Here is a 16,540-nt window from a genome sequence, read left to right as displayed (position 1 = left end):
TTCAACTGCAAGCCGACTTGGATCTAATCGCCAATGATCGCACTGTGGATATCCAAAAAGCCGAGATTTACGCCCACACGGAAATTGAAGTTACCCAAATGGAGGCAACTGACGCAATCTTTGAAGCGCAAACGGCGGGGATGACCGAGCAACAGAAAGCAGAGTATATTAAGCAACTGCGTGAGATGAAAACGCCCTATTTGCAAGGTAGCCAGACTTTACAAGGGACGATTGACCCCAACGATAAGGTTACTGGGGCAGACAACCAAGCGATTGCCCCCACTGACAAATATCGCTGGATCAACAACACTATCGGCTACCCTACTCTGATATTTGGTGGCATGGGTGCGGGTAAGTCGTGGACTACTAGAGAGATTATCTGGCATAAGCGTACTGCTGGCTGGAATCAAATTTTTGTACTTGACCCGCACGGGACTGAAGTTGAATGGCGGGGGGTGAATCTGATTACTGGCTACAGGGAAATAGCCGACTTTATGCAATGGTACATGGCGGAAATGCGCCGCCGTTACAAAGCCTATCGTGAAAGCGGAATGGTTGAGGAGCAATGGACACAACACTTAAGAGACACAAACCAACATTTCTGTGTAGTCGCTGAGGAGTTTACAACTTGGACAGATAACATTGTTGAGCCAATGCCAGACGATTGTGAGGATGAAAAATGGAAGCCTGACCCGGATTTTATTGGTAAATGGTTTCGCTGTGCCATGACTGAATCTCGCAAACAATTAATGATTCCTTTGTTTGTCGCTCATGATCGGACGATGGAGATTTTAGCCAAAGCTAAAGGGTTATCAAAACTTCGAGATGCGGCACTGTTAGAAGTAGAACTAATCGCAACTATTGACCCAATCACGACAGAAGCTAAAGCTAGCGGTCAGGGCAAGATTAAATTACCTGGGCATGGGCAATGGATTGATATTGAACTGCCTAAAATTGACCACAAGCGAATTGATTTTCAGCTTGATAAACCTGTGACCAGTAATGAACCGCCAACCATCGACAAAGCCACTTTAGAGCGGATTTATGAACTGGAATTCAATCTTGGTAACAAAGCAGGTGACACCCAAGATGAACCTAAGAAGCTATCACAAATGGCGCAAAAGTTGTATGAATATCTCACCAGAACTGAGCGAATAGAAGCTGATGTAAGAGAGTTCAAGGGCAATTTTAAAGTGAACGGTGAGAGATTCACTGTAGAGCAAATCAAGGGCTGGATGTATGAAATTGTGGGGGCAGGAAAGGCTTATTGGATAGCCGAGGGTGTTATCAAGCTTAATCAAATTTGACTGCCATCGGTGTCTGGTGTCTGCTCCCAAAAACGCCCTTTTTTCGTGGACACTGGACACCAGACACCACAGACACCAAAGCTCAAAACCCTTGTATAGCATAGACACCGCCAGACACGACCCCAGACACCACCCAGACACCAAGTGTCTAGTACGTGTCTGCTAGACACCAATAAGAAATAACCTCATAAACAGCCATTTATTATTAGGAGCCTACCTCTGGTAACGCTGCTGTGGCTGGCTTGTTTATTTCCTTAATTAAATGCAACCAACCTGCAATCATCAGTTTGAACCAGGATTTGCTAAACGTCACTAAATTTACTAGACTAACAAGAAGACATTAACACTAGTAAAAATACTTAATTATATGAAAAAATTACCAATGGCTGCTGCCACAGCAGCAATCGTGGCGCTGGGAACCCTTGGCACGCAAAAAGCGGAAGCTTTTACGATTTTTACTTCACGTACTGATTGGAACACCGCTGTCATAGGAAGTGACACATTCGTTGAAGATTTTGAAAGTTTTACTTTTGACACAGAATTCCGAACCACCCCTGTTAACGTTGGAGAGTTCACACTCCTTCGAGTAGGTACCAGTCTGGTATCCGAGGAATTCCGCAACTTTATTGAGGTGCCACCTTTCCAGTACGACGACAATAATGGTACAAATCATGCTTCAGTATTCACGGAATTTGGGTCTACCACAGTTGACCTAACTTTAAAGACTCCAGTTTTTGCATGGGGAGCAGATTTCTTTGGAGCTGAAACTGGGGAAAGACTCAATTTAGACCTAGTGTTGGATATGGGTGGGGTCTTCACCACCATTCCAGTAACAGTCAACAATGGCTTCTTTGGTTTTGTAACTAATCCTGTAGAGGACATTCGCAAAGTGACTTTTAGATCACGAATTAATGATGATGGTGGAGAAGGTTTCGGATTAGACAATGTGACTGGGGCAAGCTTTGAGGTTCGACCCGTTCCTGAAACCTCAACAGTTTTTGGCCCTATTATGGCTTTGGGATTTGGAGCAGTCCTCAAAAGAGGCTATTCCAGAAGACAGAAGAAAGCAAAATGTAACTGTTGATTAAAATCCTCTCCAGATTGCCCCTACTAACTAGTTTTTGCCCCAAGTTTCTGCTCGTCCCCCAACACCGGGAAGTAACGCCGAGCATTAAGGGGCTTCTTCCACCCAGTCAACTCAAACAGGTATTCATCTTTCTTCTAGGTTAAGCATCGTTGCCCATTGATTGATTTGACTGCCGTTGATGTTTATCCGCTCACACAAAACCCAGACTACTAGCGGGTGTTATCTCAATCGTGGTTGGTAGCAATTGCTGGCACACCGGGGCAGCGATCGCTTTTAATGGGCAGTCATTATTGAGATACAGCCAAACTTTAAGGTAAAGGGTCAACGGTTCAGTTCGGAGGAATTGAAGCGATTGTTTAATGAGTTGGTTGAGAATAGTCTGGCCGTCTGGCTAGATGCCTCGACCATCGAAATCGCCCCAAATCATACAGAGGGACAGGATGGACAGAAGTAGACAGAATGCTTATGCAGCAATGGACAGAGGCAGACAGACATCTAGACAGAGTTAAGACAGGAGACATTAGCCCTCGGCAGATCACGGAGGCTTTAATAACCATGAATATACTGAATTATCTATATCAAAATAGTTAATAGTTCAGTAATGTTATCAATTACTTAAAAAATAATAATAGCTAAGATTTTTACAGAGAAAACTTCATCTAAATTGCTTAAACACCTCATCTAAAAAATAATTTATTTATAAGTAGATTATAAAACTAAAAATTTTATCAAATTCACTACTAGATATTTTATTTTTTTTGAACAATACAGGTACTAAAAAATGTCAGTTCAACTGGACAATCATACTAAATTAAATGCTTGGAATCCTTTTATTAGTACACAGAGAGATATAGCTAGAACTAATGAGCTAGCAGCAAAAAATCCTGCTGTAGCTGGAATATTAACTTTTATTTTTATTCCAGCAGGACTGTTCTACCTAAATAGAGGTATAAATTTTTTCAAAATATTTGGATACTTTTTGGCTGTAAGCTTCATACTCAACCTAGTAACAAAACCAAGCGAAGATTCAAAAGGAGTTAGCAGTTTCATTTCTTTAATTACTGCTGGAGCTATCACAACTGAACAAGTAATGGCAGTTAATAAAGCTCGCCAGCGACTACAAGAAAAATCTACATTAGTTTTTATTGATAATCTGGAGAGAAATGATAATGAATCTTCTGGTTTTGACACTAACAAAGATGCTGTGAAGCTCCTAAAGGAACTCAAAAGAAAATATGAAGCCAATGAAATTTCTGAAGAAGAATTCAAAGTGCAAAAACAAAATATTTTAACTTCTCTATAATTCTTGGTTTTACAAATGTTTAATATGATAAGGAATCTATAATAATGAATAATTTTTTAGGGAACTTGGGTCGTGCAATTAGTGAAGGTATTTCGGAAGCCTCAACTCAAACTTCAGCAGAAGTTCAAAGAAATGAACAACTTTCAAAGTTAGAAATTAAAATTAAGGAAATTGACCTCAAGACTGAAAAGAATTATACCTTAATAGGTCAAGCAGTTGTTGATAATCTACGTCAAGGGGAGCCTGTTATTCAGGAATTCCTTATGCCTCTATTTCATCCGATTAAAGAACTAGATGAGCAAAGGAAAGAAATTTTAGAAACAATTAAAGAAATTAAGTCTCAACAAGCAGATCAACTGAAAGCACAAGAGTTAATAAAACTTAAAAAACAAGTTAAAGAGGAAGTACAAAAACTTCAGGAACTCAAAGACTTGGGAGTTATGGATGAAGATGAATTTGAAGTAACACAAGCTAAAATAAATAAGCGGGTCAATAATTTTGAAAAGCTGTATAGTTTAAAGATTGCCTTTGAGAGGAATTTAATTAACTCGGATGAATATATAAAAAGAAAAGCCATGCTTGAATAATATCACGTCCGGCACACCATAATAAAATAACCTACTCTGCATTTTGCTTGCACTACTAACCCCTCCTCGCTTGCGAGAAGGGGTTAGTAGTGAAGAAAGCAATCTTTATTTAGGATTAATTATTAACATATAATTACAGTTGATTTTAGTAGTAAAATCCTTGCTAAAAAGATAAAAATTAGAATAAAACTTATCGAGCATATTTATACAACTTTATGCCACTAATATTAATCGGCACAATATTTTTGCTGTTACTACTTTGGAATTAGGTTAAATTTAACCTTTTTAGGTTAACGTATAACGAGATAATAGATATTATTACCAATAACAGAGGGGCATCAAAAACAGTCAACCGTTTTGGTATGGCCGGAGTTTCTAAAGGCAGGCGAATATGCACACTGTAATTACACCTGAAAGAATCGAGTTGCCACCTGGCACAGTTGTCAGGATGTTGGGGTCTTGGCAAGATTACCAACTACTGAGTCAGCAACTTGGAGATCGCGCCTTCCCTCGGCTCAAGTATCGACATGGAGAGATTTGGTTGATGGCACCGCTACCGGAGCATGGAAGAGATGCAAGCTTGCTGGCAGATATTGCTAAGGTTTTGCTGGATCATTTAGAGCAAAGATATGACTCATTTACGCCCATCACCATGAGCTTGCCTCAAGTTAGTGGCATTGAGCCTGACTTTTGCTTTTATATTGAAAATTGGAGATCCGTAGTAGGTAAAAGCCGTATCGACTGGCTCAATGACCCTCCACCAGATTTAGTCATTGAGGTAGATGTTACTAGCTATACCAGTATTAATGACTATCTTCCTTATAAAGTGCCAGAGGTTTGGCTGTTAAAGAATAAGCAGTTATTAGTTTATAGATTGCTCTTTGATAATTACGTAATTACAGAAAGCAGCTATTTTCCTAACGTAAGAGAAATTGTGCAGCAATGCCTCCAAATTGCCAACGAGCAAACAACCTCTGAGGCGATTCGGTGGTTAAGGAACTTTGTGCGTGGAAGTTAGCCTGCCCTATAGCGATATCACAGTTTCAGCAGACTGGCCTAGCGCGTTACGAGGGCGAAGATGTAAGGTGATTTCCGTATCGAGCCGCTTGAGGAAAATGAGGAGTTTGCCCTCACTGAACCGTTGAAACTCTCCTTTCATTAGATGAGAGACTTCTGGCTGGGGAATGCCAAGAAGTTCGCTGATTTCGCGCTGTTTCAGGTTGCGTTGTTTCAGAAGGCGGAGTACCTGAATCCCTATCTTGCCCCGCGTAAAAAGTTCATCCGCATCCTCTAAACCGAGGTCAGCGAATACGTTGCCACTGCTTTCTTCAAAAACGTCCATTTTATATAAAATTTCCTATAAAACCAGTCAGACCGTAACATGAAATGTCCCCCGCACTACCAGGAAGGTAAATTTTATTTACTACACCATGTCTAGACGCTGGTGGAGAGAAAATTGATATCGGTTTTGATAGCAACGATTGATCAACCAGGGGTATAGAAGCAGTATAGACAGTTGAGCAAGCCGCAACATGAGCGAACCCTATTGGTGCAGATCATACCTGCAAGTGGTCATAGTGCTGCAAGCATAAGCAGGTTTAATCAGCCAACGAAAGAATGCGGGTTGTAGCGTTTGCGCTTTCGGGCTGATTGATAAGTCTTGATTAATCGCCTGGAATCGCCCACGAAACAATAGGCTTTTTGGTGACTTACATTGTTTTATTGGGCTTAGATCATGTAGGCTAGACCCTATGAAAATCAATCGATTCGGTAGGGCAGAAATCCTCACACCTGATCAAATCAATGTCCTATTTACTGAGGGCTTTGTCAACCCACGCGATCGCGCTTTATTTGGGGTGTGCCTTTATGCTGCTTGTCGAATCAACGAAGCTTGCACGTTGGCAGTAAATGATGTGTTTGGCAGCAATGGTGTGAGAGGCGTGTTAGTGCTACGGAGTGTCAATACCAAAGGCAAGCGGGACACTAGGGAAATTCGAGTGCATCCAAAGCTTAAGCAATATTTAGAAGAGTACAACCCCAACCGCCGTAAGGAGTTTTTATTTCCGGGGCGGCATGGATTGGGGCATATTCATAAGGTGAGTGCTGACAAAATCCTCAGAGATACCTGTGTGCGGCTCTTTATTGAGGGGGTGAGTACGCACAGCTTTAGGAGGACTGCGTTAACCAGGATGAGTGATGCCGGAATACCGTTGCGCCACATACAGGAGATATCGGGGCATCGGACTTTGGCAGCTTTGGAGCGATATCTGGGGGTAACTGAGAAGCAGAAACAGAATGCTATCTCAGCTTTGGATTTTTGAACAATGTATAGAAAATGATCTATACCAACATCTCTGTTAGGGAGTCAGCACCCATTCGTTTAGGCGAACTGCCAGAGCGCAGATGTCGAGCGTCGGGATACCTCCCTCGAACTATTCAAGAAATCTCTGGCCACGGCGACCTGGGGACTTTACAGCGTTATGAAGGAAGTTACACCAGAGCAGAAGCGAAAGGCTGTTTCAGTGATTGGGTTTTAAAATATGTTATTCTTTATACATGAACAATTTCGCCCGTTTGCTTTGGCTTGATAAAGGGCTTGATCTGCGGCCTCAATCAAATCCAAAGGAACCATATTAGGTGTCGGAATCACTGTGGCAATTCCGATACTCAAGGTGACGTGATGCTTCACAGCCGATGTAGCATGAGGAATATTTAGCTGTTGGATCGCTTTATGAATTTCTTGGGCAACGTGAAAAGCCCCATCACTAGCAGTATTAGGCAAGATGACAACAAACTCTTCTCCGCCATAACGAGCAGCTAAATCTCTAGAACGTTTGACACTTTGCTTGAAAGCTTGGGCAATAAAGCGCAAACAATCATCTCCGGTCGCATGACCATAAGTATCGTTATATTGTTTAAAATAATCAATGTCGCATAAAAGTAGTGAGATAAAACCTTGTTCTCGTAAAAGATATTGCCAGACAGAATCAAGCCTATGATCAAAACATCGGCGATTGGCGATTTGAGTTAATTCATCCACCATCACCATTTTTTCCAGTTGCTGGTTGGCACGCTGCAATTGTTGATAAAGTTCTGATTGCTGGATAGCGATGGCTACCTGTGTTGCCAATTGCCCAAGCAGTTCGCCCTCCCAAGTTTGCCACTCACGCGGAGCGCTGCAATGATGAGCAACCAAAATACCCCAAAGGCGATCGCCTTGTAAAATTGGTACAACTAGCTTGGCTCTGACTTGTAACTTTTCTAAGAACTCTAGATGACAAAGGGTCAATCCGGCGGTATAGATGTCTGAAGTAGCTTTGACGGTATTCTGTTGATAAAACTGTCTCTGTCTTTCTACAAAATATGTTTCTGTAATTTCCATATTCAAAATCGCCTGGCAACCTTTTGCTACAGACTCCGTGACAACTACACCACTCCAATCTGGGTTAAAGCGGTAGAGTATGACGCGATCGGTTTGCAGAAATTGTCGAACTTCGGCAACAGTTGTGTTCAAGATTTCATCCAAGTCCAATGACTCGCGGATGTGTTGAGCGCTCGCATAGATCAAGCGTTCCCGTTCTGTTTGCTGTTGGAGGGCAAGTTGTGCTTGTTTGCAAACTGTGATATCTGTAAATGATGCGACCACCGCATAAGGTTTTAATTCATCGGATTCAAACAGTGGCTGAGAATTGATTGAAATCCAAGTCAAGCTACCATCAGGTTTGTGAACTCCCATAATGACATGAAATTGGGGCTGTCCGGTGCGTAAGGTGACGATGGCAGGGTGAGTTTCGCCTGGGAAAGGTGTACCATCTTCATGAATAGCTTGCCATCGTGGATCGATGGAAGTTCGCCCCATCATTTGATCGGCTGTTAACCCTAAAATTCTTTCGGCACTGTCGTTACAGGCGGTAATCTGCCCATCGGATTGCTGTAGAACAATACCTTCTGCCATCGCTGCAATTACAGAACGATAACGTTGTTCACTATCTCTGAGTGCTTCTTCTATACGCAAGCGTTCTTGTAGTGCAGCTTGTTGCTTGGTAATATCCTTTTCATTAATGAGGATAATGGATTTTCTAAGATTCTTATGCAAAATTCTTTTTATTGACCTCAACTTCGACTTTGGCTGAACTGTCAAAATTTTCAGGTCTTCATTGAGTTGCGGCGTTAGCTTTTGGTGGGATATAGCCAATCGCTGATGGCATTCTGCTTGCCCAAGAGCGATTCCTAGCTCTGCGGCTATTAGTTGGAAATACTCAATTTCTAAAGCACTCCATTGACGCGAACCACTGCACTGGTGAGCAATTAATAAGCCCCACAAGTGAGGATATATACTAGAAACTCCATCAATTTTTTGATTGTTTACTAAAATTGGTACTACTAAATTAGCTCGAATCTGCAAGTCGGTTAATAGCTTTTTGTAACAAGGGTCAAAGGTTTTATTATTAATATCTTCAATGACACCAACACATCCATCTCCATCTGGCAAAAAGCGATAGATAATGGCGCGATCAGTTTCTAAGGTTTTTCTGACTTCGGTGACAATAATATTGAGAATTTCACTCAATTCAAAAGACTGGTGAATTTGGTCAGCCAGCATCCTAATTTTATCAAGGATTTGCTTCAAGTCAGTTTCATAACCTGATAAATGATTGGAGTACATGGCAATATTAAAAGCAGGAGCAGCTTATGTAATTTTCTTAAGCCTATATGTAAAATATATTAATTCTTTCTTGGATGTGATTAGAAAGTACCCAAAAAGTCAGTGAGATACAACCTGATATTTGATAGTTAGTAATAACTTCAAAATCAAACCAATTGATCAAAGCCTAAACTTTATATTCCTGAAATTTTATAGCAATTTTCAAAGTAACTTGAGGAAAGGGAATGGCAATAGTTATGCTGGTTAATTCATCAAAAAGGTTTCTATTGCAAAAATAATTTGGGTACCACTCTTTTAGGAAGATATAAAACTACATTCGTGTTAGGGGTTTTTTGTATGTCCCCTCGAAAAGGGGGAATAGTAAAAACAAGGTTTGGCATTATTACTTCAAATCCTTGCCAGCAATGCTTTTCCCTCCAACGTGTCTCAGAAACTATACTTTTTGAGACACTCCTGTATTGTGTCTCTTTTTATGTCTCAAAATGCAATTCTTAGATCGTCTAAGGACTAATGAGACTCTCCCAAAGCTATAGCTCTATAAAGGTTTGCGCTTTCTTTTAAGGTAAAGCACCATTCAAGATTAAATTCCTTAATCCCCCTTTTCGAGGGTTTGTACAAAAAAACCCTGTTATATGGCTCTAATCTGCTCTATATCTAATTTTCTACTCTCTAGGCTAAATATGTAAAATTAAGCGATCGCAGATAAATCAAACCTAAAGACAGGCTTTTTCGTGTAATATAATACTACAAAAGAGTTATGTGGAAAAGTTGCAAGCAGAAAGCTTAGAATTGCCCAAGCGTATCTATAAGTAAGCTTTTAATCTGTACTTATGTAGCATTACAGATAAATGTATAAAATTTTTTACACCTATACATGATAATTTGTATACACGTTATTATGTATAGGTGTAAATTAAAGCGTAAGGATATGAGTTAAGCTATGCACTAGGAAGGTTTTTTGTACATACCATAGCTTTGCTGTTATGTCTTTGATAGCATCCAAAATACGAACATTATGCCCTCAAGGAATTAGTGCAACAAGCTGCTGCACAATTTGCTCATCTGGGTAAGCTTCAGTAAAAGCCCGCATATACTTTGAAATTTTCAGCTTTGAATTGGTTGCACACTCAGGCGATAGCCGAGATTGTGCAGAATAAGGCTGATGGTTCGCAGTTCTGGGTTGCCTTCTGGCGACAAGGCCCGGTAAAGATTCTGGCGGTTCAAACCCGTTTTTTCCGCAAGGCTCGTCATCCCCTCCCGTGCTTCCACCACGTTCCGCAGCGCTTCCAGAAAAAACGCAATATCGCCATCCTGCTCGTACTCTTCAAGGGCAACGTCCAGGTAAGCCTTTACCATTTCCGGGTTCCGCAGCTGCTCGAACACAACCTCGTCATGGTTTCTCAGTTTCTTGCTCATCCTGTTCCTCCTGATAAGCCTGCCAATATCCTCGCTTCCTTTTCTATGTCCCTGTCCTGGCTGTCCTTGTCGCCACCACATAGAAGAATTACTAGATCGTTCGCGGATTCTCCAAAGTAAACGCGGTAGCCACTGCCAAAGAAAAACCTCAGTTCAAACACGCCATCTCCAACTGGCTTGCAATCCCCGTAATTGCCCTGCAAGAGTTATGCTCTATCCGTCGAATTATCCTGGAACGGATCACATAGTCCTTCAAGCTTAAGAGCCATTCGGTGTACGGCTCCTTGCCGTCTTCTTCTGCATAGACAAGCAGTGTTTTTTGACGAACGATATCAGCCATAGATTATAAATCGTAGCTTAAAAGCGACAAAGTTTCAAGAATGACGCTGCCCTGCCAGATTTGGGGAAGGTTGCTCTTTGGTATCGGGGGTCAAACCCTAGTAGCGGAAATCTCACCAATTACTTTCTCCAAACTGTCGGTGAGATAATTTTGGCGGACTTGTCATCTAAATAGAAATTGTAAACAGGCTCTCCTGATAATTCACAACGAAGCGGCTCAAGAATTTTAGTGAACGGATTCCAAACTGCTGTTACAGTCCGTTTTACTTTCTTTCGTTGCAACTCACACTGAATATGTACCGTAGGGAGATGGATAATCATTGCACTGTGCAACCAAGCTTCTACACTCATTGCATAACGCTCTTGGATATCTAACAATTTTCTCTCTAACTCTCTATTAGTGGCTTCAATTCGTGCTAATTCTTTGTCTTGTTCATCACCAATCAATTTTTTTAACTCAATCTTGTTGCGAATCGAGTCGCTAATCGTGTTGTAATAATCCTTGAGTCTGTCTTCATCCCTAGCTCTTGCTCTTGTTAATTTAGCCTGCCAATTATCTAGAGATTTACCAATTAATATTGCACTTTGATGTTCGATTAACCTCAACAACTCTTCAATTGGCATCGCCAATGGTGTCTCTTGATGCTCCACAGTCATTAGGTCAGACTCCCAAAACAAAGCATCCCCAATTTCTACTGGTGTTACTCCGGTTATTTCATTGATAATGAACGAAACTAAACCAATCCTTTTTTCGGAAGCATTCGCTGTGTAAGCGACATTACACAAGATGTAACGAGTAATTTCTGGTTTAGCATCTAAAAAACGAATTAAGCCATTTTGAGGTGCGAGTCTATCCAATAAAATTTTCTCAAAGCCTGTGTTTTTCAGATGTCCATCGATTTTAACACCCAACGCACTAATAAGTCCTTTAACAGCTAATAGTTCAGATAGCTTATTTAAGACTTCTGAATGATAAGTAACAAAAACACTTTGGGGTACATCAGCAATAGTTGTAAAAGTAACTTCTTCGGGGAGGGAAAGTAGCGATGCTATATTTTCTGTTAACAACACATTTAAAATGTGTTCACCAGCAGGTTCTGCTATCCCATCATGCAGAGAAACAATTTTTTCTAAAGTAGCAATAATTGGATCTGAAATCATAGTTAGTCAAATCAATTTCTCAAGCTTCAAAATCTTCGCCAAAAATCTGTTCATCCAGTTCTTGAATTTGCTGATACTGGTTTTTGGCTTTCAACAAATTATCTGCCAATTGCTCGAAGGCTGTATCTAATTCTGGTTTAACCTGATGCTTGAGCCAGATATCCATGACAATTTCACTAAAGTCAAATTCATCATCCACGTTCCCTAAAATTGTTTCAATCTCTCCGACCACTAGTTCAAACATATTAATTTTGTCATGCAAGATCCGCAGAATATACTCTTCGATACTGCCCTTGAGACAAAAGTTAAAAATAAAAACATCCTGGGTTTGTCCAATGCGGTGGATACGACCAATGCGCTGTTCTATTTTCATTGGGTTCCAGGGGAGGTCATAATTAACGATCGCGTTCGCAAACTGAATGTTACGTCCCTCTCCGCCTGTTTCGGATGCCAGCAGTACAGAAACAGTATCTCGAAATGCGGCGATAGCCTCATCTTTCTGTTTAAGGGACATCCCACCAGTAAATTCTGCAAAGGGGATATTTGCTGCAAGGAGAGTTTGGGCCAAATAAGTGCTAGTCGCTTTATGGGTTGTGAAGACCAAGGTTTTCTGGGAAGATTTTGAGAGCATTTCTACCAATACTTTTGCTTTCTCGACCTGCTTCACCTGGGCTGCTCGTCTTGCTAAAGACTTCAGTTCCTCATCGGGTAGGCGTTTGCTCAGTTGCTTGAGGGAGTCAGCCAAAGCACCAGGGGATGAACCAGCACGCATTAGCAAATTGGTACGGGAGAGCCTGTCTAGTTTATCCTCTGAAGAACGTAGATACTCGCTCAAGTCCTGGTAAAGTTTCTCCTCGCCTGCTGCCGGGGTAACAGTAATTGTGGTGGCGAAGCGTTTAGGCAGTTTGACATCTACTAAGGCGCGGGTATTTCGCACCATAACTTCCCGCATCAGAGAGCGTAACTTTTCTGGATTTTTCGGGACTCGCCCATTTCTGGAATCGACATATTCTTTTTTAAAAGCGGCTTCTGTTTGTAGCAGTCCCGGTTTGAGGAGGGTGAGCAGATTAAACAGTTCAATAAGGGAGTTCTGCACTGGCGTAGCAGTGAGCATGAGGATAAACCGCTTATTGAGGGCATTGACCAGTTTCCAGTTTAGGGTAGTGCGATTTTTCAGGTGGTGGGCTTCATCGACAACAACCAAGTCCCAAGTGCGACTGGTGACGTGGGGATAATGTTTAGCAGACTTAGCCGTGTTTAATGAAGCGATAATTCGCGGATTATTTGTCCAAAATTCGTTTATCGGTTGTTGGGGATCTCGATTATCTGTGGTGATAGTAGCAATATTAAATTTGTCACTTAACTCTGATTGCCACTGGGAAACTAGGGATGCAGGAGTTAACACCAGCATGGACTGTACCATACCCCTTGCTAAGTACTCGGCTATGATTAGTCCCGCCTCAATAGTTTTGCCCAATCCGACTTCATCGGCTAGTAATGCGCGTCCACCGAGTTGTCTAAGTACTTTTCGGGCTGTTTCAATCTGATACCAGTATTTGTCAATAGCAGTTAGTGTGGGCAGGCAAATTAGCTGATCGTAGTCTGCCATTACCGAGAGGTTGAACAGGTCTAAACGCGCCTCGTAAAAGTTGATGGGGTCGTATTTACCAGCTTTCAGGGCTGATAAGGCAGTGTCAGAATTGAATTTGAATGTATAGTTTGTCTCCATGATGCACCCGTAAATAGCTACTTTTAACCACACCGCGCACGCAGATTTGACCATTCAGCACTTAGTCGCCATAGAGTTCCGAGTCTAAGTTGGCAGCCAAGGAGCCATGAGATACTGCACCGATAAAGTTTGCCAGGGGGTCGCTACTGCCAGTGGGTGAGTAAGAGGAGGGTGATTTCTGGGTAAGTGCAAGCTGTTGAACATACCGCAACACGTCTTCTTGGTGCTGCTCTGGCAGTTGTTCAATCGCTTCAAAAATGGCTTGTTTGGTTGTCATAGTCATGACTTAATGTTGCTTGATTCTATAAAGTCTACTGCTGAAATTACCGTCTTAGCTAGAACTTCTCTTCTTCTGATACACTTCAATAAACTGGAAACTAAAACCGAGCCGGTTGACCAAATGTCAACGTATCTTCTAGGAACGAAAGCCAGTGTCAACTTCTGACCCTCTTTGCCGCATTATCGCCCTGTTTAACCAAGCGGGTGGTGTCGCCAAATCGACACTGACCCAAAACCTGGGATACCACCTAGCGCGACGAAAACACCGCGTCCTTCTCATCGACATAGACCCCCAAGCAAGCTTGACCAAATTCATGGGGTTAGTGCCATCTCAGTTACAAAAAACCGTTGCTGATGCCATTATCGACGAGCAGCCCTTACCGATTCATGAGGGCATTCACGGCATGGACTTGGTTCCAGCTAGCCGAGTCCTAAGTGGAGCAGAAATGCAGTTAGTCAGTGCTGCGATGCGCGAGTTGCGCCTTAAGGAAGCCGTTGAATCTGTTCTAAATGAATACGACTTCATTCTTATAGATTGTCCCCCCAGCTTAGGATTGCTTTCGTATATCGCCTTAGTCGCGGCCACACACGTACTCGTTCCCGTTGAAACCCATATAAAAGCCTTCGAGGGAACAGACGAGCTTTTACAAACTATTACCCACGTCAAAAATAAAGCCAACCGCAAAATCCAAATAGCCGGGTTTGTTCCTACGCGGTATGCTCAACAGAATTCAGCCGATAAACGCGCATTAGCAGCCATCCAAGAACAACTTTCCGCTTGGGGTCGTATTTTCCCACCCATCCCCAGAGCCACGGCTTTTGTCGATGCGTCAGAAGAACGTGCGCCCCTAGCAGTATTTGACCCGAAACATCCTGTAGTCACTATTCTTGAAGAAATCGCCAAGGCTTTGGAGGCTTTATGATCCGACGCAAACAAACAGACAAACCCTTTGGGGGTCAAATTACAACTCCACCCCCAGCACCTTGGTTAGACTCACCGGATGCAGAAACATCAAGAGCGACTGAAACTACTATCAAGCTGGAAGATATAGTTCTGCCCCCACACCAACCGAGACGATACTTTGACCCACAAGCATTAAAAGAATTAGTCTCGTCAGTCAAACAGCATGGCATCCTCCAACCTCTGTTGGTGCGTCCAATTGGCGGAGGGAAATACGAATTAGTAGCAGGAGAAAGACGTTATCGGGCAGGACAGTCAGCAGAACTTGAAGTTGTGCCTGTGGTTGTGCGTGAGCTATCTGATGACCAAGCGTTTCAGTTGGCTTTGATTGAAAACTTGCAACGAGAAGACCTGAACCCTGTTGAAGAAACTGAAGGGATATTGCACCTGTTGGCAATCCGGCTGCATTGCGATGTAGAAGCCGTCAAATCCTTGCTGTATCGAATGAAAAACGCTCACAGTAAGGGGGAACAGCCCTCAAAATCCTCATTAAATGAATCTAGGAAAAACGTTTCTCCTAACCCCGATAATCCACAATCTGAGGACAACGTTTCTGACCATTTAGCCGAGAAAAATGAATCTAGGAAAAACGTTTTTCCTAACCCCGATAATCCACAAACTGGGAACAAGGTTTCTGACCAGTTAGCCGATGAAACTGAATCTAGTAAAAACGTTTCTCCTAACCTAGATGAAGAACAATCAAACACGGTACAACAGGTGTTTGAGAGCCTGGGACTCATGAATTGGCTATCGTTCATCACCACACGCTTACCTTTGCTCAATCTGCCCGAAGAAATTTTAATAGCACTGCGAGAAGGGAAACTGGAATACACCAAAGCCCAAGCCCTGGCGCGGGTAAGAAATAATGAAATCCGAAAAAAACTTTTATCCGAAGCGATAGCTAACTATTGGTCTTTAAGCCAAATCAAAGAAAAAATCACAGATTGGACGGATGTAGAACTTACGCCCGACTCGAAAGCATCTAACCAAATACCAGACCGTCTCCAAAATATCACCCAGCGCATTAAGAAGCGTCAGTTATGGAAAGAACCTAGAAAGCAAAAGCAGCTAGTAAACCTTTTGAACAAGCTCGAAGCCTTACTAGGGGATGAGTGACTTTAGGTAAATTGTCAGGTAATCTCTACGGGTAGAGTTTTAAACCTGTGATTCAACCCATCCATCTCAAACTGCCAATGTAGCTTTCCTTTCTACGTCGAAAATACATAGTATTGCATACATATAAGATTTGATGACATGACCCATATCTTCTTCCTTGAAAAGACTATAGTTTTTAAAACTAAACTTCGGGTCTAAATGACAAAAGAAATGCACTGCTTGTATCGTATACGCAAGCAGTTCTTCATCCGTTGCATGACATAATTTATTAAATTTTTCTACGCCTTGTGTGTCCCCTTTGGATTCAAGCTCTTGCTTAATTAACGTTCCTGGATATTGGTTTAATGACTTGTGCATAATATCAAGCCACCTTAATCCCTTTTCATCTGTTGTTAAATACATTAATTCTCTCATTGCATGATTTTGAGAATTAGACTTTCCATAATTGGGATCTAGTTGTTTGCGCCGTTTAGCTTCACCCATAGATATTTTGCCTCTCCAAGTAATTGAACAATAACAAAATGCCTTGGGTTTATTCGGACTTAGTTAATTAATTTAATTTTGGACTCCAGTTAGAATCACAGCAGTA

General features: G+C 41.9%; 17 protein-coding genes and 1 pseudogene. 9 read left to right on the top strand and 9 right to left on the bottom strand.

Annotation, left to right across the window (positions count from 1 at the left end; genetic code table 11):
• Positions 1-1,307, top strand: a 1,307-nt coding sequence (locus VB732_RS33425) for a hypothetical protein (RefSeq protein ID WP_323235128.1), incomplete at its 5' end; no start/stop codon positions are given.
• On the opposite strand, the gene VB732_RS33420 is transcribed toward VB732_RS33425, so the two are convergent.
• The gene (locus tag VB732_RS33420; RefSeq protein ID WP_323235127.1) at positions 1,298-1,477 is read right to left on the bottom strand and encodes a hypothetical protein; all 180 of its coding nucleotides are present in this window, start codon (positions 1,475-1,477) and stop codon (positions 1,298-1,300) included. The two genes, VB732_RS33425 and VB732_RS33420, sit on opposite strands and share 10 nt — an antisense overlap.
• Positions 1,478-1,674: 197 nt before the next feature.
• Between VB732_RS33420 and VB732_RS33415 the strand changes: the two genes are divergently transcribed.
• The 4 genes from VB732_RS33415 to VB732_RS33400 all read left to right on the top strand — a co-directional run bounded on the left by VB732_RS33415 (position 1,675) and on the right by VB732_RS33400 (position 5,302).
• Positions 1,675-2,391 carry a PEP-CTERM sorting domain-containing protein gene (locus tag VB732_RS33415; protein ID WP_323235126.1) on the top strand — a complete coding sequence of 239 codons (717 nt, stop codon included), beginning with the start codon at positions 1,675-1,677 and terminating at the stop codon, positions 2,389-2,391.
• Between the two features lie 784 nt (positions 2,392-3,175).
• Positions 3,176-3,697: an SHOCT domain-containing protein gene (locus tag VB732_RS33410; RefSeq protein ID WP_323235125.1), complete on the top strand. Its 522-nt coding sequence runs from the start codon at positions 3,176-3,178 to the stop codon at positions 3,695-3,697.
• 44 nt (positions 3,698-3,741) lie between these two features.
• A complete protein-coding gene (locus tag VB732_RS33405) occupies positions 3,742-4,284 on the top strand; it encodes a hypothetical protein (protein WP_323235124.1) in 543 nt (180 codons plus the stop codon).
• Between the two features lie 391 nt (positions 4,285-4,675).
• Positions 4,676-5,302, top strand: coding sequence for a Uma2 family endonuclease (locus VB732_RS33400; RefSeq protein WP_323235123.1), 627 nt, complete (start codon positions 4,676-4,678; stop codon positions 5,300-5,302).
• A gap of 6 nt (positions 5,303-5,308) precedes the next feature.
• Here VB732_RS33400 and VB732_RS33395 read toward each other — a convergent pair whose 3' ends face one another.
• Positions 5,309-5,626, bottom strand: a complete 318-nt coding sequence (locus tag VB732_RS33395) for a helix-turn-helix domain-containing protein (RefSeq protein WP_323235122.1) — start codon at positions 5,624-5,626, stop codon at positions 5,309-5,311.
• Positions 5,627-6,035: 409 nt separating this feature from the next.
• Here VB732_RS33395 and VB732_RS33390 point away from each other — a divergent pair, with 409 nt between their 5' ends.
• Entirely contained in the window at positions 6,036-6,605 is a 570-nt protein-coding gene (locus VB732_RS33390) for a site-specific integrase (protein ID WP_323235121.1), read from the top strand.
• A 40-nt stretch (positions 6,606-6,645) separates the two neighbouring features.
• Positions 6,646-6,821, top strand: a pseudogene (locus VB732_RS33385) (tyrosine-type recombinase/integrase); the annotation flags it as partial.
• On the opposite strand, the gene VB732_RS33380 reads toward VB732_RS33385, so the two are convergent.
• The 6 genes from VB732_RS33380 to VB732_RS33355 form a co-directional block, all read right to left on the bottom strand.
• The gene (locus VB732_RS33380; RefSeq protein WP_323235119.1) at positions 6,818-8,950 is read right to left on the bottom strand and encodes a diguanylate cyclase domain-containing protein; all 2,133 of its coding nucleotides are present in this window, start codon (positions 8,948-8,950) and stop codon (positions 6,818-6,820) included. The pseudogene VB732_RS33385 and the gene VB732_RS33380 sit on opposite strands and share 4 nt — an antisense overlap.
• Before the next feature lie 1,104 nt (positions 8,951-10,054).
• Entirely contained in the window at positions 10,055-10,366 is a 312-nt protein-coding gene (locus VB732_RS33375) for an addiction module antidote protein (RefSeq protein ID WP_323235118.1), read from the bottom strand.
• Positions 10,363-10,569 carry a type II toxin-antitoxin system RelE/ParE family toxin gene (locus VB732_RS33370; protein ID WP_416235800.1) on the bottom strand — a complete coding sequence of 69 codons (207 nt, stop codon included), beginning with the start codon at positions 10,567-10,569 and terminating at the stop codon, positions 10,363-10,365. Before VB732_RS33370 ends, VB732_RS33375 begins: the two co-directional genes overlap by 4 nt.
• Positions 10,570-10,825: 256 nt before the next feature.
• A complete protein-coding gene (locus VB732_RS33365) occupies positions 10,826-11,866 on the bottom strand; it encodes a hypothetical protein (RefSeq protein ID WP_323235117.1) in 1,041 nt (346 codons plus the stop codon).
• 19 nt (positions 11,867-11,885) lie between these two features.
• Entirely contained in the window at positions 11,886-13,595 is a 1,710-nt protein-coding gene (locus VB732_RS33360) for a DEAD/DEAH box helicase (RefSeq protein WP_323235116.1), read from the bottom strand.
• 61 nt (positions 13,596-13,656) lie between these two features.
• Positions 13,657-13,872 carry a hypothetical protein gene (locus VB732_RS33355; RefSeq protein WP_323235115.1) on the bottom strand — a complete coding sequence of 72 codons (216 nt, stop codon included), beginning with the start codon at positions 13,870-13,872 and terminating at the stop codon, positions 13,657-13,659.
• A gap of 154 nt (positions 13,873-14,026) precedes the next feature.
• On the opposite strand from VB732_RS33355, the gene VB732_RS33350 reads away from it, so the two are divergent.
• Positions 14,027-14,797, top strand: coding sequence for an AAA family ATPase (locus tag VB732_RS33350; RefSeq protein WP_323235114.1), 771 nt, complete (start codon positions 14,027-14,029; stop codon positions 14,795-14,797).
• A complete protein-coding gene (locus VB732_RS33345; RefSeq protein ID WP_416235799.1) occupies positions 14,794-15,951 on the top strand; it encodes a ParB/RepB/Spo0J family partition protein in 1,158 nt (385 codons plus the stop codon). Before VB732_RS33350 ends, VB732_RS33345 begins: the two co-directional genes overlap by 4 nt.
• Before the next feature lie 66 nt (positions 15,952-16,017).
• Here the strand turns inward: VB732_RS33345 and VB732_RS33340 are convergent, their stop codons facing one another.
• Positions 16,018-16,434: a hypothetical protein gene (locus VB732_RS33340; RefSeq protein WP_323235113.1), complete on the bottom strand. Its 417-nt coding sequence runs from the start codon at positions 16,432-16,434 to the stop codon at positions 16,018-16,020.
• Between the last annotated feature and the right edge of the window lie 106 nt (positions 16,435-16,540).

The organism is Nostoc sp. UHCC 0252, assembly GCF_034931145.1.
Taxonomy (GTDB): domain Bacteria; phylum Cyanobacteriota; class Cyanobacteriia; order Cyanobacteriales; family Nostocaceae; genus Nostoc.
This window is presented reverse-complemented; position numbering and strand designations above follow the sequence as displayed.